Here is a 24,273-nt window from a genome sequence, read left to right on the forward strand (position 1 = left end):
CCCGGTTCGTTTCCGTTCGATCACCTAATCTTGATCGAGTCGATATTTTTATCTTCCTGCCACTTGAATTCCTTGGATAGCAAATGAGTGAAAAGAAATCGCTCGTCATCGTTGAGTCTCCGGCCAAGGCGAAAACGATCTCCAAGTATTTAGGTAGTGCATTCCAGGTCGAGGCTTCCATCGGTCACATTCGGGATCTACCGGGTGGGGCAAAGGAAGTGCCCGCCGAATTCAAATCGCAGTCCTGGGCATCGCTCGGGGTAAATGTCGACCAAGGATTCGAGCCCCTTTATGTCGTCCCCTCGGACAAAAAGAAGCACATCACGCACCTGAAGTCGGCTCTCAAAGATGCCCAAGCCCTCTATCTCGCGACGGACGAGGACCGCGAAGGGGAAGCGATCTCGTGGCACTTGAAAGAGGTGCTCAAACCCAAAGTCCCTGTGCATCGCATGGTGTTTCATGAGATCACCAAAGAAGCGATACAAAACGCGCTGAAGTCGACTCGAAATATCGATGAAGGCTTGGTAAAAGCCCAAGAAACACGCCGTATCCTGGATCGCCTCTACGGCTACGATATCTCTCCACTGCTGTGGAAAAAAGTTCGCCCCGGCCTGTCTGCGGGTCGCGTTCAAAGCGTCGCGGTCCGACTCATCGTCGAACGTGAGCGAGAACGCATGGCCTTCCACTCCGCGACTTACTTCGATTTGGAAGCCGCACTGCAGACGCGCATGCAGGAAAAATTTTCGGCCTCCCTGGTGAGTGTCGCGGGTCGCAAAATTCCTAGCGGAAAAGATTTCGATCCGGCGACCGGGAAGATCAAAGATCCGCAAATGCTCCTCCTCGATGAGAAGGATGCCGAAGCTCTCAAAAACCGCTTGATGGGTACCGAGTTTCAAGTCCTCAATGTGGAGGTGAAACCTTACACCGAACGTCCCAAAGCTCCCTTCACCACGAGCACGATGCAGCAGGAAGCGAACCGAAAACTCGGGTTCACTGCGAAAGATACCATGCGACTCGCCCAGAGTTTGTACGAGAACGGTTACATCACCTACATGCGTACCGACTCGACGACCCTTTCGAAAGAAGCCGTCAACGCTGCCCGCGAATTGGTTCGTTCGCAATACGGGGAACGATTCCTCTATTCCTCGGAACGCACCTACGCGACAAAAGTAAAAAATGCCCAGGAAGCTCACGAAGCCATTCGTCCCGCCGGGCACCCATTTCAACTTCCCGATGCTCTGAGGCGAGAGTTGAGCTACGACCAGTTCCGTCTCTTTGAATTGATTTGGAAGCGAACCATCGCATCCCAAATGGCGGACGCTCGCAAAAAACGCGTTGTTGTTACCATCGCAGCGGATGACGCGATTTTCCAAGCCACCGGAACCTCCATCGAATTCGAAGGCTTTCTCCGGGCCTACGTGGAAGGTAGCGATGACCCAGCAGCCGAACTGGCCGAGCGAGAAAAATTGCTTCCGGATATGCGGCCCGAAGATCTGCTGAAGATTTTGGACCTCGAGTCCCTTTCGCACACCACTCAACCTCCTGCGAGGTTTACCGAAGCGTCCTTGACGCAAGCACTGGAAGAACGGGGCATCGGCCGTCCTAGTACCTACGCATCGATCATCGACACCATCCTTCGGCGCGACTATGTGTTCAAAAAAGGAAATGCACTGGTTCCGAGCTGGACTGCGTTCGCCGTCATTCGATTGATGGAAGAACATTTCAGCTCCCTCGTGGACTACCAGTTCACGGCAGAGATGGAGGACTATCTCGATCAAATCAGCCGAAACGAACGAGAGAATCTCGCCTACCTTCAAGAGTTTTACTTTGGTAGCGATCAAGTCCTAGAAAAACTTGCTCCCGGCGGTATCGGCCTAAAACCGTTGCTGGAACAAAAGGTTGCGGAAATCGATCCGCGAACGGCTTGCTCCTATCCCCTCCCATCCGATTTATCGATCGACAACCCCATCGTGGTTCGCGTCGGTAGGTATGGTCCTTATATCGAACGGGGGGACCAGCGCGCGAGCTTGCCCGACGACATGGCTCCCGATGAACTCACGTTGGACAAAGCGGAAGAACTGCTCGCCAAACAACAGCAAAGCGAAGAGCCGCTCGGCATTCATCCCGAGACGCAAAAGCCGATCTATATCAAACAAGGCCGTTTCGGGCCTTACGTACAGATGGGGGCTGCCGACGACGAAGAGAAGAAGAATGCATCCCTCCTGCGAGGCATGACCGTCGAAACATTAGATTTGGCGACGGCCGTTAAACTCTTGTCGCTCCCTCGCGATTTGGGCCCTCACCCAGAAGATGGCGAGCCTGTGATAGCGACCCAAGGTCGATTCGGTCCGTTCCTCAAACACGGTTCCGACTCCCGGTCCCTCCCCGCCGGTTCGAATCTCCTCGAAATCACACTCGACGAAGCATTGGCCATCCTCGCTCAGCCCAAAGCACCCGGTCGAGGGCGCGGTGTCGCCGCAGCACCGTTGAAACAGCTCGATGAATCCCCCGTGACGGGTAAGAAGATCGAACTGCGCGATGGCCGTTACGGACTTTATGTGACCGATGGCGAAACCAACGCATCCCTGCCAAAGGATCAAAGCGGGGATGACTTGACGTTCGAACAAGCGGTGGAGCTCTTAGCAGCCCGAGCTGCAGCAGGCGGTTCGAAGAAAAAGAAGACGTCGAAAAAGACCGCAAAGAAAGCGACCAAAAAAGCAACGACGTCCAAGGGTACCAAGGCAGCGAAAAAGACTGCCACGAAGAAAGCGAAAGCGACGAAGAAAAAAGTAACTCCTGACGAGTGAACTGAGCTCCAAGCTCGGCCGTATCCATTCGAACCTGAAGTCCGTTCGTTTCTACGTCCATGAATCCTTCACGACTCGCGTCGTGGACGGGATTGGGTTCTTGCATACATTGCTACTCCTCACGAGCACGCTCACACCCTAATAGGTCCAATGCGTCGAAGGGGTCGAATGAGGGCAGCGCGTAGGTATTTCACGCCATGGCATTCCTTATCGTTTTCGCATGGACGCTTCTTTTTCTGCTCGGGCTGTTTCAAGACTCCCATTCCTCAACAAACGGGGAGGATATTGGAGATGCGATCTTGGCAATGCAATCGAGACAGGCAAGCGTCATCTCGACCTTTCTTCAGCATGAAAGCGGTCGATTCATCCAATGCTCTCGGCAAACGATTGTGGTGAACAAAGCCAATTCCCAAACGTTGCTAGTCGAGAGCTATCTTGCGAGCGATCAAAGTGGTTCGTACACAATCAAGTTTTTTCCCGGCGGTGATGTCTATGTTTATCTTCAAAACAATAGTTACAACGCAGTATTAAACTCGAAAGCGGGATCACGAAGCAAACCAAACACTTGGGATGCTCTCCACCGCTTGCCTCGCTCCCCGTTCGGCTTATCGCACTTCTCCAAGGTCAAATCCAATTGGATGATCGATATTCAGCGGCGTGAGATGTTTGGCATGTACTTTTCCTTTGGCGGCCCGCTTTTCACATCGCGTTACATGGAATGGAATCAATCAGGGGAAAAATCAGAGTCGAAGTGGAACCAGGAAACAAAGATGATGGAAGTCCTATTCAAAGACTGGCTTCCAGACGGTTCAGATTTGATGATGATCGCGGACGAATCGGGACTGATCTATGAGATGAGAACTCGATCGTCACAGGTTCATTCCACTTTTAAAGTGCTCGAGTTCGCTTATATCGATTCGATTCCTGTCCCTCGCAAATGCCTCATCATCGACGTGAGCCATGACGACGCGAGTCGCATCTCGAAGGCTACGCTGGAATGGACCGAGACGCCGCCGGCCAAAGCAGAGGTCACGAGCGATCAGTTTTTTACTTCCTATTACGGGGTACCCGAACCTGATTTGCAAATGCTGCCGGCGTCCGATGAGAGCTATTTCGAAAGATTCGTGGTCGTACTTTCGTTTTTTGCAGCGATGCTACTTTTCATCTATGTATATCGAAAAAGTTCGAAGTGATGTTTTGGCTAGGAACTGGAATAAATCACGGGGTTACACCCTCATTGAGCTGCTTTTAGTCCTTATCATCATTTTGTTGTTATTAACATTGCTGCTTCCTGCAGTGCAAGCAGCAAGAGAGGCTAGCCGAACAAGAGATTGTAGTAATCGAGTTCGGCAACTTGGCTTGGGCATCCTGGCGCACGAGACGAGGGTAAAGCACTTGCCGATGCGTCGCGGGCGGTTTGCTGGGTTGGTTCATTGGCATTCCGAAGTGCTCCCAGAAATGGAACAGATGTCCCTCTACCAAACAATTCAGAGGCAAATCGACGATGGAATTCAATGGGACGGCTTAGCGGGTACGACGACCATCTTGTCTGCATTCCAATGTCCTTCCGATCGGAATGCAAATCGGCTGCACTACCATGTCCATTCAGGGAGGCTTTTCGCACCGACGAATTACGTTGGCGTCGTGGGACAATCCCTCATTTTGAATGACGGTGCTTTTCCAAGTGACTTCGGAGGATGGCCTTCAGGGACGCCGCTTCGGCTCAATCAGATCACCGATGGCCTTAGCCACACGCTGGCTGTCAGCGAACGAGGTCTTTCCACACGCCCGCTTGTTGGTGCATGGTTGGGTTCGCAAGAGTACGGACACGAGTCGATTGGGCTGTTTGAACGTCTTGACACCTTGTCTGATTCTTATCCGTCGAGAGAGTGCCTGAAAAGTTGGTTCGGCGCAGGTGCGGCCACAGATTTTTGCAGCCAATTTCACCCCTGGAGCTACCACGGAAGCGGAGTGAACTTTGCGAAGCTCGATGGCTCCGTTGCGTGGATGCCTTATTCGGCCGACGAACAAATCTTGCGTGCGCTATGCAGCCGCGCAGGTGGAGAAACAACACCCGAATAGTGATCAGATCTGGATTACGTATCCTACCGATTGTTGCCCCAATCACGCGACCGGTACACGGACCACGCCTTCAGAGACATACAACGAGACTGTCGCTTTATCCCCTTGGCGAGCTTTGCGCCTTGGCGCGCAAAAACTCATTGCATCAAGTCTATGCCAATCCGCCGAAGGAGATTTAACCGCGGAGATTGCGGAGAAGCGCGGAGGGAAGACGAATGGTGCTAATTCGAAATGAAAGTGCGGACTCAAGTTATGAGGACTGAATCGCATCATCCATGACAACTCGGTTCTCACTCCACAATCCTCCGCCCCCCTCCGCGGCTAATTCGCCACTGAATGCAAACAGATAATCACCGAGCCATTGCGCAGCCTGATCGAACAAAAACATCTCGAACCGATCCATTTTAAAGACTCGTACTCAATCCCCCTCCCCGTAACCGGTTCGGTCGCTTGGTAACCATGCCTGTCCAAAATCCGAAGTGGTTGTGGGGCACTCCAGTTGGATCGCACAAGATTGCAAACCAAGCCTTAACGCTGCCCCATGAACAACCGGATCGCTTCGATCTTTCCTTGATATTTTCCGACATCTTTCTCCATGACTTGACTGCCGGTATCGGCGCCGATCTGCATCCCATCATTGGGTTGTTTAAATATCAACTCCTCCATCGCAGTCTCCGACTCCAATCGACCGTCCACGTAGAGCTGCAAACGCTTATCGTTCGTTACTTTGGCAGTTACTTTCGCCCACTTCCCGATAATCGACTCGCCTCCCCGAACCGTTTTGAGCCCCGCAGCACTCCTGTAACCAACCAGTGGCTTCCCGTCTGCAATCGCTAACACGTATCCCAACGATTGACCACCGTGAGCGATCACAACTCCGTCTTTGTCTGCCCACAAAACGACTTCAATCTCCAATGGACTAAAACTTGGATCAAGAACCTGTGAGTTGCCCACTTCGATGATCGCTGCACCATCGAAAATACCAACCTGCTTTCCATCTCTTCCCACCCCAAACTTGATCTTGGATTTTTTGACCATGGACTCATTTGCCGCTTTGGCATCGTTCAGGTCCAAATCGATGACCCAACGATTGACATTGGATCTAGCAGGGGAATTTCGTGCTGGTTCCGGTGGCAAATTCTCGTCCGCATAACGAGGTACATGAAAGCCGATCGCCTCGACCTGTTGTCGATATTCCTCCTCTAACTGCTGACGCAACGCACTGGCCTTCGCGTCATCAATCAGATTCTTGGTCTCATAAGGATCATTGCTCAAATCAAACAACTCGGTCCATTCCTCATGCCCGGGATACTTGATCAATTTTGCGTTCGCCGTGCGTACAGCCGTAGCACTAGGAGTACCAAATGGCCGTTCCAGAAAGTAATTGTAGAAGAAGGATTTTCGCCAGTCGGTCGCATCCGGTTTGCTGGAGAGCAGCGGCTTCCAACTCTTACCTTGCATGTCGTCGGGGATTTTGACCCCAGCTAATTCCAGAAAGGTTGGGGCCAAATCGATATTCAAAACCAATTCATCGCGAATGGATCCTCGCGATACCATCTTCGGATAACGGACAATCATGGGAACTCTCATCGCTTCTTCGTAAGCGGAGCGTTTATCTCCCAAACCATGCTCTCCTAGATAGTATCCGTTGTCACTGCTGTATACGACGACGGTGTTTTCGCTGAGCCCCAAACGATCCAGCTTATCCAAGATCTTCCCCACGTTCTCGTCGATGGCGCGCAATCCACGAAACATTCTAAGATTGGTCTTCACCGTCTTTTGATCCGGATCCACTCTAACTTGGTTCTTCCCTGCGCGTTGGTCCCCGACGGGACGATAAATCGCAGGGGTAGCAAGATTCGGTACAACCCTCGCCGTTGCCTCGCCGTAGGTATCTTCGTGTCGTTCCGGCGGAGTGAATGGACCATGACAAGTCTTGTAACCGAGCACTAACGAGAAGGGTTGTGACTTGTTGTTCTCGATGAACCCCAACGCATACTCGGTCGAAACGTCATCGACCCATCCGTTCGTCGCTTGCTTCTCACCATTGATCTCGAAGGGACAGTTGAAGTACACACCTTGGCCGACAAAGCTTGCCGAATAATCAAATCCTGGTCGTTGCCCGCTCTGAGAACCCATGTGCCACTTCCCGACGTAGCCTGTCTTGTATCCAGCTGATCTCAGTAGGGTCGCATGGGTGACGCTACTCTCTGGAAAGGGAGTGTGGTTATCGATGACTCCGTTCCTGTGGCCATATCGCCCCGTCAAAAAAGCAGCGCGACTCGGCGCACATAATCCCAAGACAACAAAAGCGTTTCGGAATCGGACTCCATCCGCAGCCAGTCTGTCGAGATTGGGTGACTCCAGCCATGGGAATCTCCCTTTTTCCCCTTGCTCGCGCTGAACAACACCCAATGCATCCCATCTTTGATCGTCGGTGTAAATGAAGACAAAATTGGGACGGGACTCACCCCAGACCCAACTCGGACTCATCGCTAACACTACTCCGAAGAACCAAATCGACACACGCAGGAATCGAGCAATCACTTGTTGATACTCCATGGAATACTTCGCCAGTTTGGCATCCAGCATCGCTCGGCATCTTGTCGCGAGCCGAACCGCCAGTATCGCTGAAGGTTGCCTATCCGACAACCAGACGCTCCCCTGTCCACTCCTCCCCCCGAAGTGAAACGAGAATCGCACAAGCCAAATCCAGTCGCTTTTCGAGTCGAGCGCGTGGTGACGTGCAGAAAAGTCCCAATCGATTCTGGTGCCGCAGTCCGTGTAAACTGCGTCGCGGTTGGGGAGCTTTACCGACCCGTCCGGACGTTCTGGCTTCTGACCCATCCTTCTCCCCGCTCCGGGAATCGTCCTAACACCCAGCTCGGCGTTTGTATCAATACCTCAAACTCCACTCCCTCGCCAAGGGGACGACTGCCAGCTTCTTTTGACCTCTCGCTCATTCCTTCAAAAAGTTGGGTCTCGCGAACGACCACTCCGTTCGTCCATGCGTAGCGATCGGGAGATTCCATCCACGCATGCAATCCTAAACAAGAACCGAGGCACATCGCGCCGATACTTGCCAGCAATGGCCCCCGTCTCGAAAAAAGACAACTCCACGCAAACACCGGTCCCGCTAGGATCCACGCGATGGCTGCAAGGTTGCGTTCCCAATACCAAGTCAGTGGAATACGAAACCATCTCCCCAAGCCGAACGAAGACTCGAGGACACTCCCTTTCGCCGGGGCAGATTCACGGGCAATTTCCAAGTTGCTTAGGATAGCTTCGTCACCGGGAGCGATGCGATTTGCGATCTGATACGCATGAATGGCTCGCCCAAACTCGCCCGCTCGGAACCAAGCGTTTCCCTGATGGAAATATGCATTCGCGTTGGGCTCGCCCTGGCGGCACAACATCTCCATCGCAGTCGCCAAGCTACGAAAATCTTCTACCGCAGTGATTTGAGCAAATTGCTCCAACAGTGGTTTCCAAGATGATTCCATCGTGTCCGCCATAGCGGTAGATCCCCCCGTCACGAGGAATACGCCCCAGAACATTGCAAGTTTTCCGAACGCGAATCGCTTATTCTCTCCCAAACTCATTCGGGACAAATGTTCCAAAAGTGATTTTTGAACCTCGCTCGCCTTGGACAGAAGCTGGGAATCCTCGAACTCCGTAGCCGGACTGAACCGACGCGAGTCAAGCTTGAAGAGGAAGTCTCGCAAGGAGTCCAAGAGCTCACCGGAAACCCCGCACCTCTCCGCGCTCTCGACGATGTCACGAGTCGTCATTCCCTCGACCGGACCATTCGGTGAATGGGCCATAATCTCAGCAAAACTCTGATGCATCCGTTTGCATGCCCAATCGGTATCCCCCCTCCGAAAAGCTTCAACAATTTCTCGCATCTGGTTTTGAATGCGTAGTTCTAATGCCCCCCTTCGCTTTTCGGATCGCGCTCGGATTGACCGACGGAATAGCGCAATCGCCAGAACACCCAGTGAGCCGAACCAACTGATCGCAACCGCAGCCATCCAATGCTCGCTCCGCAGAATATTTTCAACTACAGGACGCGACTGAATCGTGCCAGACGTAATGTCGACCGAGTCCGATCGTTCCTCGTGTAGGGAGTCATGGTTGCTCGAGGGAGGACTGGTAAGATTCATCGCGGCCCCCTCCTCGACGTCGATCGTCATTGCATTGCCAAGTACATCCTTAAAGGTTTCACTGCCGGGATCGAATGTTTGGAAAACTAGCGGCGGAATGGCATCCATCTTTTTCTTCGGACGCAGCGAATACTCAAACACCTTTTTATTCCCTTCCGTTTGGCCAATCGGCGAGTCGTCGATGATCTCAAACGAATCGGCCACAAAGGGAATATTCGTCAACTTCGGTGCAAACACCGGTTCCAAGCTGCTCTCCGCCGATGCGATAGTCAGCTTGAGAGTGATAGGATCCCCCACTCGGCACTTGCTCGTCGACAATGCGGTGTAGAGGTTGTAGTCACCTATCCCACCGAAGTAATTCGTGGGCCGGGGTGTTGGAACCTCCATCACTTCGATCTGTACTGAGGGAGAGTTCGCTGCAATTTGCTTGGCTATGAGCCTCTCCTCTTCGCGTGCGACGGCAAACGTCCCTTTCACCATCGCGGGACCAAACGTGTAACGACCAGGCATATTGGCCCGCATCGATTTCGTTATCTCGTAGACGAAAAACTCGTGCTCTTCGCCCGACTCGATCTTCTTTTTGGTCTTACCTGTCAATAGATCGAACAGAGCTAGCTGCGGACCGTCGAAGAGAAACGTTCCCGATGTGCGAATCCCATTGATTGTGAACCCATAATTTCGGTCCGATAGCAACGTTTGCAGCCATTGGCTTTGATCCGGTCCCTTCAGTCCGTCAGGCGTCTCCACCCAGGGGATACTCAGTCGCGGTGGACGCCTGGCGAGGGGTCGAACGGGATCTCCTTCCCAGTCAGGAATACCACGTACCAAAATTCGAAGTGTTACATCAAACTTCTCCGTCGGATAAACGCGAGTCTTCGAAACATTGGTCTCCAGAAATACATAATCCTGAGGCGCAGGCTCCAAGACGCGGATCTCTATCGGCTCGCTGCGGTACTGCTTCCCCTCAAATTCGACGGAGATGGACGGGACGGTGAGGCTCCCCTTCCGCTTGGGAGTCAGTTGGTAGTCAAAGTCGACACGATAAAGATTGCGCTGCATCACCCTCCCGTTGATGATGGTCGTCGACGATTGATTCAACGGCCTCTCGGAAATCAATTCCGTAGTGAAATCTTCTTGGAGGGAATCCAATTTTGGAGCTGCCACTCCGTCCATATTGTTGAGCGATATTCGCAACGTGAGGGACTCTCCGACGAACACCTCGTCAGCATCGGTGTCAACATGGATACTCGGTTGCTGTTGCGCAGCGACGGTTCCGACGCAGATGGCCACAAACAGGAAGGTAAGTATCGAAATTGGGATTCGAATCATGACTACCAATCCTTTTCCACTGGTTTTCGTCCGTAAATCCGTTCTCTCCAACGCTTGTCTCGAATTCGCTTCTCGACTTCCCTTTCACGCACTTTGCGAAGAAGCTCCTCGAGCCGATCGGGGCTGATCACCCATGGTTCTCCCTCCGCAGCAGCCCCTTCTTCGACCGACGCATCAGGTTTTCCGCTCTTCTCATCGGGGGTCGTTTGGGTTGGTTCTTGTTTCTCGCCGGCCGCTTTCTTGTCCGGCTCTTCTTTTTTCTTAGGGGCAGGCTGATCCCCAGGTGCAGGCTCTTGCTTCTCTTGCTCGCTCTTCTCGTCTCCCGCTTGATGTTCCTCACTCTGGTCCTTGGACGCATCCTCCTTCGACGAGGAGTCCTCATTCTTGGACGATTCGCGTTTTTCTGAGGAATCGCTCTTCGATGGGGAATCTTCCTTTTTAGAGGAGTCCTCACCTTCCTTGGATTCTTGATCCTTCGAATCGCCCTCGTCGGAGGAAGAGGGATCCTTGGGAGGTACAAGTTCCCTCAGTAGTCGCAACGCTTCCTTTGCCTGTTCCCTCGCATCGCGCGATTCTCGAGACAAACCATGATTCAGAGCGGCGTGCATCGCCTCGGCCGCTTGCGGGCCGACCGAAATAGCTTTCTCTAAGTAGCTCGTATCGCTCGAGATAGCATCTGCTTGTTCGGATGGTTTCTGAGCAGCGAGCGATTGCGATGCCTTCTCGGCCAGAAGAGCCGCTCGCTTCCGATTCCACGTCTGGCGTTGCAACCATCTTTCGCGAGGCAACTCGACGGAGAAGGCATCGGCTGGTTCCAATTCTTGAACTAGTCCCTCTTGTTCCTGAAGGGATCGGTCGAGCAATGCTTCGTAGGGGGCGAGCAAGTTCCAAAGGCTTTCCAAGGATTGAATCCCTCTCAACTGCTCTTGCACTGCTTTGCCGGCCGAAAAGGAATTCAATACATCATTCGATTGGACCATAGCATCGCGGATCTCGGCGAAGAAACGATCCATGACCGCCAGGGTTTGATTCATTGCATCCTGAGAAGCGTTCGGTGCATCGTCTTGCTCGTCCCCTTTCAACTCCAACTGAAGCTGCTGCTCAGCGATGGCCAATTCTTCGATCAAGGCGCGTTGTCGAGTTGCTAAGTCGGCATAGACCGTCGGCTGGAAACCATCTCGAGCCTCTTGGGTTCCATGAAGCAGTTCCACTTGAGATTTTGCGATCGCTTGGACCGCAGCGAAGCCACCTGACTTTGCGACCTTCGCCCGCAGATCCTCCAATCGCCACGCATCTTTTGCTTTCGCGATCCATAGTTTCGTTGCAACCAACGCCTGTCTCGCAGGTTGCTTTTCTGGTGCCAACTCCAAGCTATTCGAAAAGGAATCGATCGCTAGCGTCGCTAACGTCTCAAGGCGTTGACGCTCTTGATCGGCGATAGGAGTCTCGCCAGGCTTTATCTCCGGAGAAATTTGATTCAGATAGAGTCTACCCAAATTGAATTGGGCAGCCGATACGAGACCGGAATCGCTCGAACGCGAAGCTTGCTCGTACCATCCAATCGCTTCTTCCAAATTACCATTCGTCTGTTCCACATAAGCCCGCTCGAAGGCCTCGCGAGGTTCCACGGTTGCTCCGCTATCGGCTAACAAGAGAGCCGAAGTCGAAGGCCAGCAACAAACCAACGCGAGCACAGATGCAATCTGCATGGGCGAATTCGAAGCACTTGGACGACGCATGGAAAAGCGATTGCATTGAGACAAAAACGGAGCCAGGACAAGGCAAACGAGGGATGCGCCGAGAAACCACTGAAACTGTTCCGCTTTGACCACTTCGGATTGTGTTTCTCCAGAGCCTATGGCGTTGTCCGATAGAAACTCGGTATGAAAAGCAGCCATATCCATCGAGCGGGTCCCTACAGGAACGAATCTGCCCTTGGTTCTCTCGGCAATATCTTCGAGCAATGCCGGCTCCAGTTTGCTCCAAACTTCTTCCCCTTTGTATTCGACGAAACCACCTGTGTCCCCTGCAGGAATGCGAGCTCCTCGTTTGGAATCGCCGAGACCTATTGCATAGACGGGTATGTTCTCCTGGGCAGCGAACTCAGCCGCTTCCACCGGACTGGATTCCAGATCCCCGCCATCGGAAACCAACAGAATCGATCGCCGTCCCGAAGGAGTTTTAGCTAGGATTTCGGTGCTTTTGCGAATGGCGTCCCCGATGGCTGTCCCTCCTCGCGGCGCACTAAATGGATCGACACTGGCAAGGATGCGTTTGAAGTTTTCGTAGTCGACAGTGAGAGGGGATTGAATGACAGCTTGACCAGCAAAGACGATCAATCCGATCCTCTCTCCCTGTAACTGATTCACGAGACTTGCAATATCTGCTTTGGCGCGATCCAGACGGGAGGGCAATACATCGGTTGCCGTCATCGAGCGCGATACGTCGAGAACGACGTAGAGATCGTTGCTCCGACTCTCGACTTTTTGCTCAGCCTCGCCGAATTGCGGACCTGCGAGAGCGAAGAATGCCAGAAGAATAGCGATCGCTTGCAATATCCCGCTGGCCCATGCGGACCAAGAATTGCGTGGCAAAAGGATTTGCGTTTGCATGGAACCAGGGGCGAATCGCTCTCTCCTGTGCTCATTGCGAACCACACTCCACCAGACCAACGTCAGCCAAACCAACGCGGCAATCCAACCTGCAGTCCAGTAGATAGGGTTGCGCCATTCCATCGAATTACCTCGTTTCGCGATTTGGTTTTACGCGAGCCATTGAAGTCTCGTCCGTCTCAAACCGTATGACAAACACAATAGAATGATTCCCGGAAGCACCACCCACGAATAGGCCTCGGTGTAACGAGCGAAATGCATTTCTTCCACCTCGCTCTTTTCCAATTGATCGATTTGGGAATAGACTTCGGCCAAACCCTGCGTGTCGGACGCGTGAAAGTAGCTTCCCCCCGTTTCCTGGGCGATCTCTTTGAGCAAGGTCTCGTCCATCGTAAAGCGTGCAGGGACGAGCATTCGGGTGCCAAACTCATCTTCGCGTGGGACGGGTACAACCCCGTTTTGACCAATCCCGATGGTGTAGACTTTGATTCCAAGTTGCTTGGCCAATTTCATGGCATCGCGAGGGTCGACCGCTCCTGCATTGCTATCTCCGTCCGTAAGCAGAACGGCAATTCGACTTTTCGAACGAGCGTTCTTGAGTCGATCGATTCCGAGGGCTAGGCCATCCCCAATCGCAGTAGCCAATTCTTCCTCCAAGCTCTGCTCATTCAGAATGCGCCCCCTCGCATCTCGGATCGGTCGAGGGATCTGAAGCGAATCCACGACGCTCACCATCGCTCGGTGATCCAACGTGAGAGGACATCGACTTTCCGCAAAACCCCCAAAGGCGACGACGCCAATCGGATCGTTTGGTCTCCCTCGCAATCCCAACTCTTTGTCACCTTGAACAAACGCTTTCACCACATGCTTGACCGCTGCTAGACGATTCACTTGCCTTTCGTCCAACTCAAAGTCAATCGCCTCCATCGAACCAGAGATATCGAGTATCAGCTCGATCGCGATTCCCTCGCCACTCACACGAGACTCGCTTTCTCCCCATTGGGGACGCGCCATTCCGATCAACAAACAACTGAGAGCAATCCCTTCCGTAAACGGAACACACCTGTGCACCCAAGTCCAAACCGAACGAGGAGGACGTTGCAAACCTCTTACAGCCGAGAACAGGACAACCGGCCGTGGGCTTCGCTTTCGGAAGTACCAAATCCCGATCCAAACCAGCGGAATCGCGAATAGCCATCCCCAATGCAAGAAGCGAAAGGAGTCAAACATCAGTGGTCTCCTCCGCCGTTCTTACGGTCCAATGCAAAGCAGTCGATCACATCTCGAGCAGTTCGAACAGCAGTGGCTACGGCACCGGGATCCGGTCTTTGTCCGCCAAACTTCACCACATCTGCAGAGGACAAAAAAGCATGAAGTGATTGGCTCCATTCGGGCGACAGGTAAGGTGTTTGTCGAGTTGCGATCCAAAACTCTTCGGTCGTTAGCTCCGGTGCATGAAGGCCCGTCTTCTTTTCGATGAATTGCCGTACAATTGCCGTCAATCGAATGTAAAACTCTTGAAATCGATTCTCTTCCGGGAGCTTCTCCGACAAGAGAACATCCAGCATGCGCGTCGCGTATCCTTCTGGCGTCTCTACCTTCTTGCGATGACGTCTCCAAACCCGGAGCGCTAACCATGCGACCCAAGCAAGGATCGCCATCGCGATAGCCCCGATCGCTACGAGCCACATCCACTGGGAATCCCCTACCCTGGAAGGGGATTCCAATTCCGCTCCTTGAATGGAGGACAGATCGACTGCGTCGGTGTTGCCGACGATTTCGATATCCATCAAGGGGCTTGCCATGATCCCTCGTTCGGTACCTGATGGTGTATTGCTGGAGCCTTCCCGCTTTACAAAGGGGATGGCCAATCGAGGCAAGGTTACCTTACCGACCCTGTTCGGAGTCACGATCACTTGCCAGACCTGTGTCTTGCTATCGCTCGATTCCAGAGATTCCAATTCTCGGTAAATAGAAAAGAACTCCGGCGCAACGATTAGTTCCGGATCACGATGCTCCAAAATGGAATCGGCTTCGACCGTGAACTGAAGAACCAGCCTATCCAATAGGCTGGGTTCGCCGGGAGACACATTCACTCGAATACTCCAACCCGGCTCGCTGGCCTCCTTTCTAACTACCGCGACGGTATTTTCCTTGCTCGCATGCTGTGCGCGGGCAGGGGTGGAACGGCAGAACGAAAGAGGTATCAGGCTAGCAATCGGGATGCAAAGCAGGACGCGAAGATAGATTGAACTCATGAACGTGCACGCTCCCTCGCGAGGAAGAATCGTTGCAAGTCATGGGAGTATGGACGATCGGTTCGGAGGGTCAAGCTTTCGACTTGGGCACGCCGAAATATCTCCAACAGTCGATCGTCCCGTTCCTTCGCCTGCGCTGCATACCACTTTCGTACCGACGAGCTCGAGGAGTCCATTTCAATGATTTCGCCCGTCTCGGCGTCTTGAAAGGCGACCCAGCCCACATTGGGAAGCGATTCTTCTCGCGGGTCTCGCAGAAGAAACGCGATGCAGTCGTGCCGTTGGTTCGCGATGGCGAGATCGCGTGAGAATTCCTGACTGATGAAGTCGCTCAAGACAAAGAGGATGCATCGCCGATGGTGAACGCGTCCAAGATATTGTAGTGCTCGTCCTATGTCCGTCGTCCGCTGGATAGGTTCGACAGTCAGCAACTCGCGGATGAGACGGAGAACGCTCCCGCGTCCTTTGCGAGGAGGAACGTACCGAACAATATCGTCAGCGAAGAGCAGCAATCCGACTTTGTCATTATTTCGAATGGCCGTAAACATCAACACTGCGGCGACTTCGATGGCGAGATCCAGCTTGGATCGTTCGGAGGTTCCGAATGCTCCCGACGCAGATATATCGACGGCGAGAACGATCGTCGACTCTCGTTCTTCGCGAAAGGTCTTGATGAAGGTGGAACTGGAACGGGCGGTCACATTCCAATCGATAGTTCGGATATCGTCACCGGGAACATACTCCCGGACCGACTCAAACTCCATTCCTCGGCCCTTGAAGGCGCTTGCATATTCGCCGGACAATAGATCGTTGACTTGCCGTCGCGCTTGGATTTGCACGCGGCGAACTTCTCGCAGAATATCGTCGAGTTCGCGTGCTGCCATGATGGCTCTTAGGGAACGGGGACTGCGTCGAGGACTTGGCGAACGATATCGTCGGCGGACATCTCTTCCGCTTCCGCTTCGTAAGTCAATAAAATGCGATGCCGCATGACTTCGAGCGCGATCTCCTTGACGTCTTGTGGAGTGACGAATGGTCGTCCCGCTAGGAACGCATTGGCACGCGCGGCAACACAGAGACTGATCGAGGCTCGGGGTGACGCGCCACACTGGATCAACGCCTTTAACTTGGGCAGTTTGAACTTTTCGGGTTCGCGTGTTGCAGCGACCAAGTCCAATACATAGTCCTGGATCTTGTCATCCAGATAGACAAGATGGACGGCGGATTTCATCTCCAACAAACGGCCTGGCTCGAGAACCGGGAGGACGCGTGGTTGCGAGGCATCCATGGCGGATTGGATTACCTTTCGTTCCTCCTCCTTGCTGGGATAGCCGACGACCACCTTGAGCATGAATCGATCGACTTGGGCTTCCGGAAGCGGATAGGTCCCCTCCTGCTCGATCGGATTCTGGGTAGCGAGTACCAAGAAAGGCTCCTCGAGAGGGTAGGTCGTGTCGCCGATGGTCACCTGTCGTTCTTGCATGGCTTCGAGCAAGGCGGATTGCACTTTGGACGGTGCCCGATTGATTTCATCCGCGAGAATGAGATTCGCGAAGATCGGTCCTTTGCGAGTTCCAAACGTCCCTTCTTTGGGATTGTAGATCATTGTCCCGATCAAGTCGGCGGGAAGGAGATCCGGCGTGAATTGGATGCGTTGGAATTCGCAGTGAATAGCTCCCGCCAAGGCTTTGATCGCAGTGGTCTTCGCAAGCCCGGGTAATCCTTCGAGCAATACATGGCCGCCGGTTAGCAGAGCAATGAGCAGACGGGAGAGCATAGCGTCCTGACCCACCAGTACTTTGCGAACCTCGGTCCGTACGTTTTCCAAGTCTTCACGGAAGGGATAGATCGTATCTCGAATGCGTTGGATATCGACAGTCATAAATGTGTGGGGTTGGGGGCGCGGTCGTACTTTACCTTCGAGTGCCGGACTGAACAGCACTGGTTTTTGGTTTTGCGAGAAAACTCAGATGTTTAGTCGCAAGCCACGGGGAGGGAGCCGGAAGGAATTTGGCAACATTTGGTTCCTTGCCTGGAATCGAATCATCGCCGTGGGATAAAATGGAGTGGCCCGTTTGCCCTCATCCAACCCCGCCTTCCGTCACCATGATGATTCGGTACGCACTCCTTGCGTTTTGGTTTTCGACTTGTTTGCTTCCGGAGCATTCTCCTGCGGGGGCCCCATCCGTCGACTTCAAACGAGAGGTCCGGCCCATTCTGTCCAATCGCTGCTTCGCTTGCCATGGCCCGGATGAGGAGAAAATCGAGTCAGGTCTGCGCCTGGATTCGCTTGCAAACGCGACAAGTCGCGCCGACTCCGGTTCGCCAGCCATTGTTCCCGGAAAGGCGTCGGAATCGGAAATGATCCGAAGGGTTTTAAGCCAAGACCCAAGCGAGAGAATGCCGCCTCCCGAATTTGGCGCCGCCCTGTCGGACTCGGAGGTCGCCGCATTGCGAGCATGGATCGACGCAGGAGCGACCTACGAAAAGCATTGGTCTTTTGACGAGCTTATGAAGACCCAGCCGCCGCCGCTGCTAGATGCAACGAAGGAGTGGCGAGAGTGGCCGACCTCCCCGATCGACTCTTACGTCCTGAAACCTATGTTGGAGCGTCATTGGTCCCCATCTCCGCAAGCCGATCGGGCGATTCTACTCCGTCGCATCTACCTCGACTTGATCGGTCTTCCTCCTAGCCTTGAAGAACTGAATGAATTCTTGGCCGATACGGAACCCGATGCGATCGAGAAACGACTCGATGCACTGCTCGCATCCCCCGCGTATGGCGAGCACTGGGGACGCAAATGGTTGGACTTAGCAAGGTACGCGGACTCGGCTGGCTATGCCGATGACCCGCAGCGAACGATCTGGGGTTATCGAGACTGGGTGATCCGCGCGTTCAATCGCGGGATGCCTTTTGATCAATTCACGATCGAGCAGTTAGCTGGCGATTTGATCGAACAGCCCACCGAAGATCAACTCGTCGCCACAGCCTTTCATCGAAATACGTTGACTAACAACGAAGGCGGCACGAATGACGAGGAGTTTCGAAATGTCGCTGTCGTCGATCGGGTCAACACAACCATGTCGGTCTGGATGGGTGTCACGATGGCATGCGCTCAATGCCACAGTCACAAGTACGATCCCATATCGCAAAAGGAATACTTCGAGGTTTTCGCGATCTTCAATCAATCGCAAGACGCGGACCGAACCGACGAAAGCCCGACTCTCGCTTGGTTCACACCTGAACAAAGACAACAAATCGAAAGTTGGAAAAAACGGATCGAGGATCTGCATCGCGAGTTAGAGGCACCGGAGCCTTTATGGGCGGATGCACAAAGGGCTTGGGAAGAACATCTTGCTGAACCGATCGTTTGGAGCCGCGTCCAGCTAACTCCTATATCACGCGATCAGGAGCCAGGAATATCACCACAGGAGGACGGATGGGTGGAGGTGAAGCCGGACTCCCAAGCTTACTCGCTTGAAATGCAATGGACGATTGCGAGCAAGAAAGATCTCCGACAGCTCCATGGCATCGCGGTGAACACTCAAGGGTTAGAGGGGCTCAAGATCAACGAAGTCCGGGGGGCTTTGCGGTCGCTCCAGAACTCGCCTCTTCCCGCTCGTTTTGTTCGCATCGAACTGCCAGGAGAGGACAAGATCCTTTCGCTCGCAGAAGTCCAGATATTCCGTGGATCCGAGAATGTCGGCCCCCAGGGAAAGGCGACGCAGTCAAGCGAGGGATTTGAAGGAGCCCCTGCGAGAGCCATCGACGGGAAAACCGATGGGGAATACACGAAGAACTCGGTCACCCACACCGAAAAATCTTCCTCCCCTTGGTGGGAAGTCGAACTCGCAGAACCGACGCCTGTGGATCAGATTCGTATTTGGAACCGAACCGACAACAAGCTAGAGGATCGATTGAGCGGTGCCATCGTCCGCGTCCTTGGATCCGACCGAGAAGGGATCAGCGAATTCCGCATCGAAAAGGGGGCAGCGTCTCACGAGTTTCAAATCGTCCCCTCTGCTGCGATCCCCTGGTCCTTCGCTCATTCCGCTGGGGAGATCGGAAACTCGGAAGGTCCGAAAGCGATCGATGGCAAACCTCAAACCGGCTGGACCGTCGGTAGCGGTGAACCGGAGGCCAGTCGATTGGTTTTGGCGATCGACTCGATTCAGTTAGGATCGGCATCGGAAATGCTAACGTTTCCCATGACATTGACTCTTCAATTGCAGCTTCAACCATCGAAGCAGCAATCCGGATCTGGCTCCATAGGCGTGTCGACGAGCAATGATTCACGATTATTGGAATGGATGAAACTGCCTTCCAAGGTGCATTCTGTTGTTCAGAAACCCAGACTGGATCGGAGCGACGAGGAAGAGAATTTTCTGCATCGCTACTACGTTCGCTCCATCGCACCGGAGCGCGAGGCATTGCGAACCGAATTGGCATCGCTGGAAAAAAGGTTGGCGGACACCAAGCCGGAAACGACGGTTCCGGTGATGAAGGAATTGGACTCCGATAAGCGGCGCGAAACGCATGTTCAGTTGCGGGGAAATTACCGAGTCCACGGGGAGCAGGTTGGTCCGGGATTGCCGGTTGCATTTCATTCGTATGCCAAGCCAGAAAAGAGCAAACCATCGGAGTTAACGCGCTTGGATTTAGCGAAGTGGCTGGTCCAATCGGACAACCCTCTCACTCCACGTGTAATCGCCAATCGTTACTGGGAGTATTTGTTTGGAACCGGCATCGTTCGAACGAGCGAAGAGTTTGGCTCTCAAGGAGACTTGCCCACGCACCCCGAATTGCTTGACCATTTGGCGACAGAATGGATTCGTTTGGAATGGGACACTAAGAAATTCCTTCGCTATTTGGTTCTGACCCGGACTTACCAACAGACATCTTCGGTTTCTGCCGAACGATTCGAGCAAGACCCCGAAAATCTGTATTTCTCGCGAGGCCCGCGGTTCCGTGCCAGTGCTGAACAAATTCGCGATATGGCCCTCGAGGCCGCCGGCCTATTATCCCATCGCATGTTCGGCCCTCCTGTTCGACCGATGCAGCCGAGCATGGGACTGAATGCTGCGTTCGGTAGCAAAACGGATTGGGAGACGAGCAAAGGAGAGAACCGCTACCGCAGAGCGTTGTACACGCAATGGCGCCGCTCGAATCCCTATCCATCGATGGCAACCTTCGATGCTCCGAACCGAGAGGTCTGCGTCTTGAAGCGGGATCGCACGAATACACCGTTGCAAGCATTGGTCACGTTGAACGATCCCGTGTTTGTTGAGGCCGCGCAGGGACTCGCCCGGCGAGCTGTGCTAAGAGAAGGTGTGGATAAGACCTTCGAAGCCCGCCTGGACAAGGTCTTCGAGTTGACGCTGGCGAGAAAACCGCGAGCAACGGAAACTGCCGCGTTGCGCTCACTTTTGGAAGAAGCCATTTTGGAACTGGAGCCGACACCCGAGTTGGCGACGAAGCTCGCTACCGAACCGTTGGGCCCTCTCCCGGACGGAGCGTCTCCGAGCGAGCTCGCCGCTTGGACAGCCCTGTGCAATGTCGTTTTGAACCTCGACGAATTTTTGATGAAGCCATGACCCCACCCTTTCATCACCATCTATCGCAACAGACGCGGCGTTATTTCCTCGGAGCGGCCTCCGGTGGAATAGGAGCTGTGGCGCTCCAGGGGCTCCTGGGAAACCAAGCGGCTGGCAATTCGACGAACGAATCCCTTCGACAGCCTCATTTTCCCGCGAAAGCCAAACATGTAATCTACCTTCACATGACGGGCTCACCTCCCAATTTAGATTTGTTCGACTACAAACCCAAATTGATCGAGCTGGATGGACAGGACGCTCCTGCTTCGGTTTTACAGGGGAAAGAGTTTGCGTTCACCAAAGGGACGCCGAAGCTGTTGGGAACACGCCATAAATTTGTAGAGTCCGGAAAGAGTGGACTGCTTCTTAGCGACTGCTTGCCCCATCTACAGGGCGTCGCAGATGAATTGTGTTTGGTGCACAGCATGCATACGGATCAATTCAATCATGCTCCGGCGGAGTTACTGGTTTACACGGGATCTCCGCGCAGTGGACGGCCATCCTTTGGCTCGTGGGTTACCTATGGACTGGGTAGCGAGAATGAAAATTTGCCCGCGTTTGTCGTGCTCATCAGCAGCGGTGTGCAACCCAACGGCGGAAAAAGTTCGTTCGGTAGCGGATTTCTCCCCAGCGTGTACCAGGGAGTCCAATGTCGATCGCAGGGCGATCCGGTCCTCTTCGCGTCCGACCCCGCCGGGATGAGTCGGTCGCTTCGTCGCAAGACGCTCGATGCGCTGAACGAATTGAATCAAATTCAAATGGAAGAGAAGGGACACCCAGAGACGCAGACGCGAATATCCCAGTACGAGCTCGCGTTTCGCATGCAGACCAGCGTACCGGAGGTTATGGACATCTCGCGCGAAACTCAGGCCACACTCGACGATTACGGTGCCAAGGTCGGGGGATCCAGTTTGGCCAATAATTGCTTGCTCGCACGGAGATTGGTCGAGTCAGGGGTTCGGTACGTCCAGTTGTTCGACTGGGGATGGGACTTTCACGGGACCGGTCCGGCCGAAGACATTCGCGATGGTTTGACAAAGAAGTGCGAGACCATGGATCGCCCCGTAGCAGCACTGATTCGAGACTTAAAGCAGCGAGGCCTCCTCGACGAGACACTGATCATTTGGGGGGGAGAGTTCGGCAGAACCCCGTTCCGCGAAGGTCGAACAGCGAAAGGGGATATCCTAGGCCGCGATCACTATCCTGATTGTTTCACCATGTTCATGGCAGGAGGTGGTACCAAGGGAGGCTTTGAATATGGTGCGACCGATGATCTAGGATTCGGCGTCATCGAAAATCCAGTTCACGTGCATGACATGCAAGCTACATGGCTGCATTGCTTGGGATTCGATCACACCAAATTAACGTATCGATTCCAAGGGCGAGACTACCGACTCACCGATGTCCATGGCAACGTGGTGCAGGCCTTGCTCGCGTGATCTGGGATCGCCAACACATTCACAGACCTAATCAACCAAACGCAGAAACGCCTGAGTCATAGGCTTTCTCGAACAACAAACCATGTTCCATCGATCGAAAACCGAGGCGGTGAAGCAGCGTTACGATGCGTTGTTGATCGGCCGAGGCGACGATCCGAACGATTCGCTTTCGTTCTTGCTGGAGCTGGCGCAGCGACTCGGCAAGCAAATAAGTGTATTGCTCTTGGGCTTCGTCGGTTTCTGGAAGGTCAGAGAGGACCATGCGCACCACACTGGAATCCAAGCCAACGATACTGGGGTCTGGGTACCAATACGAAACGATACCGGCTAAGGCCGGAGGAGATTTGATCATCAGGTGAAAACGGGTCTGTTCGCAGTGCCCCAATACCGTGCTGGTCCACCAGTGATCGTAGTCCTCGTCGAGCATGCGTCCGATGGTGCAAGTTCTGCGGGCTTGGATTTGCATGCGGTCCATGGGAGGGCGGAACACGGACAAATCCAGTTCCCAGCACTCCGTCGGCCGGACCGGAACATAGCCCGCGTCGGTGAGCCAGCGCTGCGTTTTGAAATCGTTGGCAAACAACCCCATCAAATTATCGCCGTCCGCAATCCCAAGATAGAATCCGCTTCGATCTCCTCCGCCGAGCGCTGAACAACTCTTTGCACCGAGGGATTTCAGCTGGGAATCGGCGTGGGACAACAACATGGCAGCGATCGCGTCTTCGCCAGGCCCAGGAGAAACGCAAATGCGATGTATTGCCGCATGATCGCGGCTTTGGCCTTGGAGATCGCGATTTCCGACAAATCCAAAGTGAGCAAATCCGACGGGATTGTTCAGATGGTCGATGGCGAGGATGAGCTCGTTCGCGTTGAAAAATGGTTTCGAGAGAACGCACGTATCCCAAATATGAACGGGACAGGCTGCCAGCGAATGAATGGAGGCGTGATGCAACCCCCAAAGCTTGGCTAATACGGGAGTGTCTGTATTGAGAAACGCCCTAATCGACCACACACATCACCCCAAAACTGCCGGAACGCGGAAACATTCGTCGTCGGCGGAGGGGGCATTTTGAAGCGCTTCGGCTCTTGTCACCGAAGGCTTCGGCCTGTCAGCAGCTAAAATATTCGCTAGCTCAATGGCGTGGACCATCGGATCGACGCCATCGGTATTGGCAGCGGCAAGCTCATCGACGAGCGTGACAACTTTGGAAAGTTGAGCTGTGATTTCAGCCAATTCGGCTTCGTTGAATTCCAGTCGTGCCAGGTTGGCGACTCGGCGTACATCATCGATTGTCAGAGACATCTGTCACCTTGCTTCGAATCTTGCCCAGATTGGGAGGGATTGCGGGTTCGATAGTATACACAATACCACCTAGCACCATAAAAAAACCTGCTAACGCGTCGGCGGAGCAGGTTTTGATTCGATTCTTTGCCAGCTATTTTGTCGTCGCTTGCATTCTAAGATCGCTTTTCGCCCAAGGTCGATGTCCTCGGCGGGGAGCGATTCCTCTGATTGGAGAGATAGGACAGGCTGCGGAATGCCGCAGGTTGTTCAGCTCGAACCCAATCGGAGGCGAATAGCTGGAGAGCGAGAGCTAGCTAGGCAGCGAAAACGGCTTGTTGCGAACCGCTTTGCGAATGCGTCCGCTGCGGATGCATTGAACGCACACACGCATGGTGCGGATTTCGCCGCTCGGGAGCGAAGCCTTGACGTTTTGAAGGTTGGGGGTGAAGCGACGCTTGGTGATCCCGGTGATCTTGGTACCGACACCGCCCAAGTACTTTGCTTTACCGCGTGTTTCTACTTGGTTGCCAACCGAAGCTGACTTGCCGCAAACCTCACAGGCCTTGGACATGATCCACCTAAAATTCAACGAAAAATACAAAAAGGTTCGAACCGAGGATTCCAAAGCATTATCGGCAAAGGGATCGGTCCATCCACAGGGGAAGCGGAGTATATCGAGGAAGCCTCGGGTGGCAATGTCAAA

General features: G+C 53.7%; 16 protein-coding genes. 5 read left to right on the forward strand and 11 right to left on the reverse strand.

Going from position 1 to position 24,273, the window contains the following annotated elements; genetic code table 11:
- Nucleotides 1-83 precede the first annotated feature (83 nt).
- The 3 genes from topA (at nucleotide 84) to VN12_RS09215 (ending at nucleotide 4,889) form a co-directional block, all read left to right on the forward strand.
- Complete coding sequence (topA, locus tag VN12_RS09210) at nucleotides 84-2,807, forward strand: type I DNA topoisomerase (protein ID WP_146676544.1); 2,724 nt, start codon at nucleotides 84-86, stop codon at nucleotides 2,805-2,807.
- A gap of 197 nt (nucleotides 2,808-3,004) precedes the next feature.
- Nucleotides 3,005-4,000 (forward strand): hypothetical protein, encoded by a 996-nt coding sequence (locus VN12_RS25755; protein WP_168164308.1) that lies wholly within the window; start codon nucleotides 3,005-3,007, stop codon nucleotides 3,998-4,000.
- Nucleotides 3,975-4,889 carry a DUF1559 domain-containing protein gene (locus VN12_RS09215; protein WP_240491375.1) on the forward strand — a complete coding sequence of 305 codons (915 nt, stop codon included), beginning with the start codon at nucleotides 3,975-3,977 and terminating at the stop codon, nucleotides 4,887-4,889. The genes VN12_RS25755 and VN12_RS09215 overlap by 26 nt, the downstream gene beginning before the upstream one ends.
- A 250-nt stretch (nucleotides 4,890-5,139) precedes the next feature.
- Here the strand turns inward: VN12_RS09215 and VN12_RS25760 are convergent, their stop codons facing one another.
- From VN12_RS25760 to VN12_RS09250, 8 genes are all read right to left on the reverse strand, one after another.
- Nucleotides 5,140-5,277: a hypothetical protein gene (locus tag VN12_RS25760; protein ID WP_205855238.1), complete on the reverse strand. Its 138-nt coding sequence runs from the start codon at nucleotides 5,275-5,277 to the stop codon at nucleotides 5,140-5,142.
- A 140-nt stretch (nucleotides 5,278-5,417) separates the two neighbouring features.
- Nucleotides 5,418-7,736: a sulfatase-like hydrolase/transferase gene (locus VN12_RS09220; protein ID WP_146676546.1), complete on the reverse strand. Its 2,319-nt coding sequence runs from the start codon at nucleotides 7,734-7,736 to the stop codon at nucleotides 5,418-5,420.
- Entirely contained in the window at nucleotides 7,700-10,381 is a 2,682-nt protein-coding gene (locus VN12_RS09225) for a BatD family protein (protein ID WP_146676547.1), read from the reverse strand. The genes VN12_RS09220 and VN12_RS09225 overlap by 37 nt, the downstream gene beginning before the upstream one ends.
- Before the next feature lie 2 nt (nucleotides 10,382-10,383).
- Entirely contained in the window at nucleotides 10,384-13,116 is a 2,733-nt protein-coding gene (locus VN12_RS09230) for a VWA domain-containing protein (protein WP_146676548.1), read from the reverse strand.
- Between the two features lie 27 nt (nucleotides 13,117-13,143).
- Nucleotides 13,144-14,223 carry a vWA domain-containing protein gene (locus VN12_RS09235; RefSeq protein WP_146676549.1) on the reverse strand — a complete coding sequence of 360 codons (1,080 nt, stop codon included), beginning with the start codon at nucleotides 14,221-14,223 and terminating at the stop codon, nucleotides 13,144-13,146.
- The gene (locus VN12_RS09240) at nucleotides 14,223-15,251 is read right to left on the reverse strand and encodes a hypothetical protein (protein WP_146676550.1); all 1,029 of its coding nucleotides are present in this window, start codon (nucleotides 15,249-15,251) and stop codon (nucleotides 14,223-14,225) included. Before VN12_RS09240 ends, VN12_RS09235 begins: the two co-directional genes overlap by 1 nt.
- Complete coding sequence (locus VN12_RS09245; RefSeq protein WP_146676551.1) at nucleotides 15,248-16,135, reverse strand: DUF58 domain-containing protein; 888 nt, start codon at nucleotides 16,133-16,135, stop codon at nucleotides 15,248-15,250. Before VN12_RS09245 ends, VN12_RS09240 begins: the two co-directional genes overlap by 4 nt.
- 8 nt (nucleotides 16,136-16,143) lie before the next feature.
- Entirely contained in the window at nucleotides 16,144-17,133 is a 990-nt protein-coding gene (locus VN12_RS09250; RefSeq protein WP_146676552.1) for an AAA family ATPase, read from the reverse strand.
- A 224-nt stretch (nucleotides 17,134-17,357) separates the two neighbouring features.
- Between VN12_RS09250 and VN12_RS09255 the strand changes: the two genes are divergently transcribed.
- Together VN12_RS09255 and VN12_RS09260 are read left to right on the forward strand one after the other, a co-directional pair.
- Nucleotides 17,358-20,846 carry a DUF1553 domain-containing protein gene (locus VN12_RS09255; RefSeq protein ID WP_168164311.1) on the forward strand — a complete coding sequence of 1,163 codons (3,489 nt, stop codon included), beginning with the start codon at nucleotides 17,358-17,360 and terminating at the stop codon, nucleotides 20,844-20,846.
- Nucleotides 20,843-22,285 carry a DUF1501 domain-containing protein gene (locus tag VN12_RS09260; protein ID WP_146676554.1) on the forward strand — a complete coding sequence of 481 codons (1,443 nt, stop codon included), beginning with the start codon at nucleotides 20,843-20,845 and terminating at the stop codon, nucleotides 22,283-22,285. The genes VN12_RS09255 and VN12_RS09260 overlap by 4 nt, the downstream gene beginning before the upstream one ends.
- 31 nt (nucleotides 22,286-22,316) lie before the next feature.
- On the opposite strand, the gene VN12_RS09265 is transcribed toward VN12_RS09260, so the two are convergent.
- The 3 genes from VN12_RS09265 to rpmB all read right to left on the reverse strand — a co-directional run bounded on the left by VN12_RS09265 (nucleotide 22,317) and on the right by rpmB (nucleotide 24,141).
- Nucleotides 22,317-23,297 (reverse strand): hypothetical protein, encoded by a 981-nt coding sequence (locus tag VN12_RS09265; RefSeq protein WP_146676555.1) that lies wholly within the window; start codon nucleotides 23,295-23,297, stop codon nucleotides 22,317-22,319.
- A gap of 3 nt (nucleotides 23,298-23,300) precedes the next feature.
- Complete coding sequence (gene gatC / locus VN12_RS09270) at nucleotides 23,301-23,588, reverse strand: Asp-tRNA(Asn)/Glu-tRNA(Gln) amidotransferase subunit GatC (RefSeq protein ID WP_146676556.1); 288 nt, start codon at nucleotides 23,586-23,588, stop codon at nucleotides 23,301-23,303.
- A gap of 292 nt (nucleotides 23,589-23,880) precedes the next feature.
- Complete coding sequence (gene rpmB, locus VN12_RS09275; RefSeq protein ID WP_146676557.1) at nucleotides 23,881-24,141, reverse strand: 50S ribosomal protein L28; 261 nt, start codon at nucleotides 24,139-24,141, stop codon at nucleotides 23,881-23,883.
- Nucleotides 24,142-24,273: the final 132 nt, after the last annotated feature.

It is taken from the genome of Pirellula sp. SH-Sr6A, from assembly GCF_001610875.1.
In the GTDB taxonomy this organism is placed as follows: Bacteria; Planctomycetota; Planctomycetia; order Pirellulales; family Pirellulaceae; genus JBKCUI01.

What these genes read in the sequence shown, in the direction of transcription:
- topA (WP_146676544.1), top strand. Translation starts at nt 84, where the DNA reads ATGAGTGAAAAGAAATCGCTCGTCATCGTTGAGTCTCCGGCCAAGGCG.
- gatC (WP_146676556.1), bottom strand. Translation starts at nt 23,588, where the DNA reads ATGTCTCTGACAATCGATGATGTACGCCGAGTCGCCAACCTGGCACGA.
- VN12_RS09235 (WP_146676549.1), bottom strand. Translation starts at nt 14,223, where the DNA reads ATGTTTGACTCCTTTCGCTTCTTGCATTGGGGATGGCTATTCGCGATT.
- VN12_RS09240 (WP_146676550.1), bottom strand. Translation starts at nt 15,251, where the DNA reads ATGAGTTCAATCTATCTTCGCGTCCTGCTTTGCATCCCGATTGCTAGC.
- VN12_RS09250 (WP_146676552.1), bottom strand. Translation starts at nt 17,133, where the DNA reads ATGACTGTCGATATCCAACGCATTCGAGATACGATCTATCCCTTCCGT.
- VN12_RS25755 (WP_168164308.1), top strand. Translation starts at nt 3,005, where the DNA reads ATGGCATTCCTTATCGTTTTCGCATGGACGCTTCTTTTTCTGCTCGGG.
- VN12_RS09230 (WP_146676548.1), bottom strand. Translation starts at nt 13,116, where the DNA reads ATGGAATGGCGCAACCCTATCTACTGGACTGCAGGTTGGATTGCCGCG.
- VN12_RS09260 (WP_146676554.1), top strand. Translation starts at nt 20,843, where the DNA reads ATGACCCCACCCTTTCATCACCATCTATCGCAACAGACGCGGCGTTAT.
- VN12_RS09220 (WP_146676546.1), bottom strand. Translation starts at nt 7,736, where the DNA reads ATGGGTCAGAAGCCAGAACGTCCGGACGGGTCGGTAAAGCTCCCCAAC.
- VN12_RS09225 (WP_146676547.1), bottom strand. Translation starts at nt 10,381, where the DNA reads ATGATTCGAATCCCAATTTCGATACTTACCTTCCTGTTTGTGGCCATC.
- VN12_RS25760 (WP_205855238.1), bottom strand. Translation starts at nt 5,277, where the DNA reads ATGTTTTTGTTCGATCAGGCTGCGCAATGGCTCGGTGATTATCTGTTT.
- VN12_RS09255 (WP_168164311.1), top strand. Translation starts at nt 17,358, where the DNA reads ATGATGATTCGGTACGCACTCCTTGCGTTTTGGTTTTCGACTTGTTTG.
- VN12_RS09245 (WP_146676551.1), bottom strand. Translation starts at nt 16,135, where the DNA reads ATGGCAGCACGCGAACTCGACGATATTCTGCGAGAAGTTCGCCGCGTG.
- VN12_RS09215 (WP_240491375.1), top strand. Translation starts at nt 3,975, where the DNA reads ATGTATATCGAAAAAGTTCGAAGTGATGTTTTGGCTAGGAACTGGAAT.
- rpmB (WP_146676557.1), bottom strand. Translation starts at nt 24,141, where the DNA reads ATGTCCAAGGCCTGTGAGGTTTGCGGCAAGTCAGCTTCGGTTGGCAAC.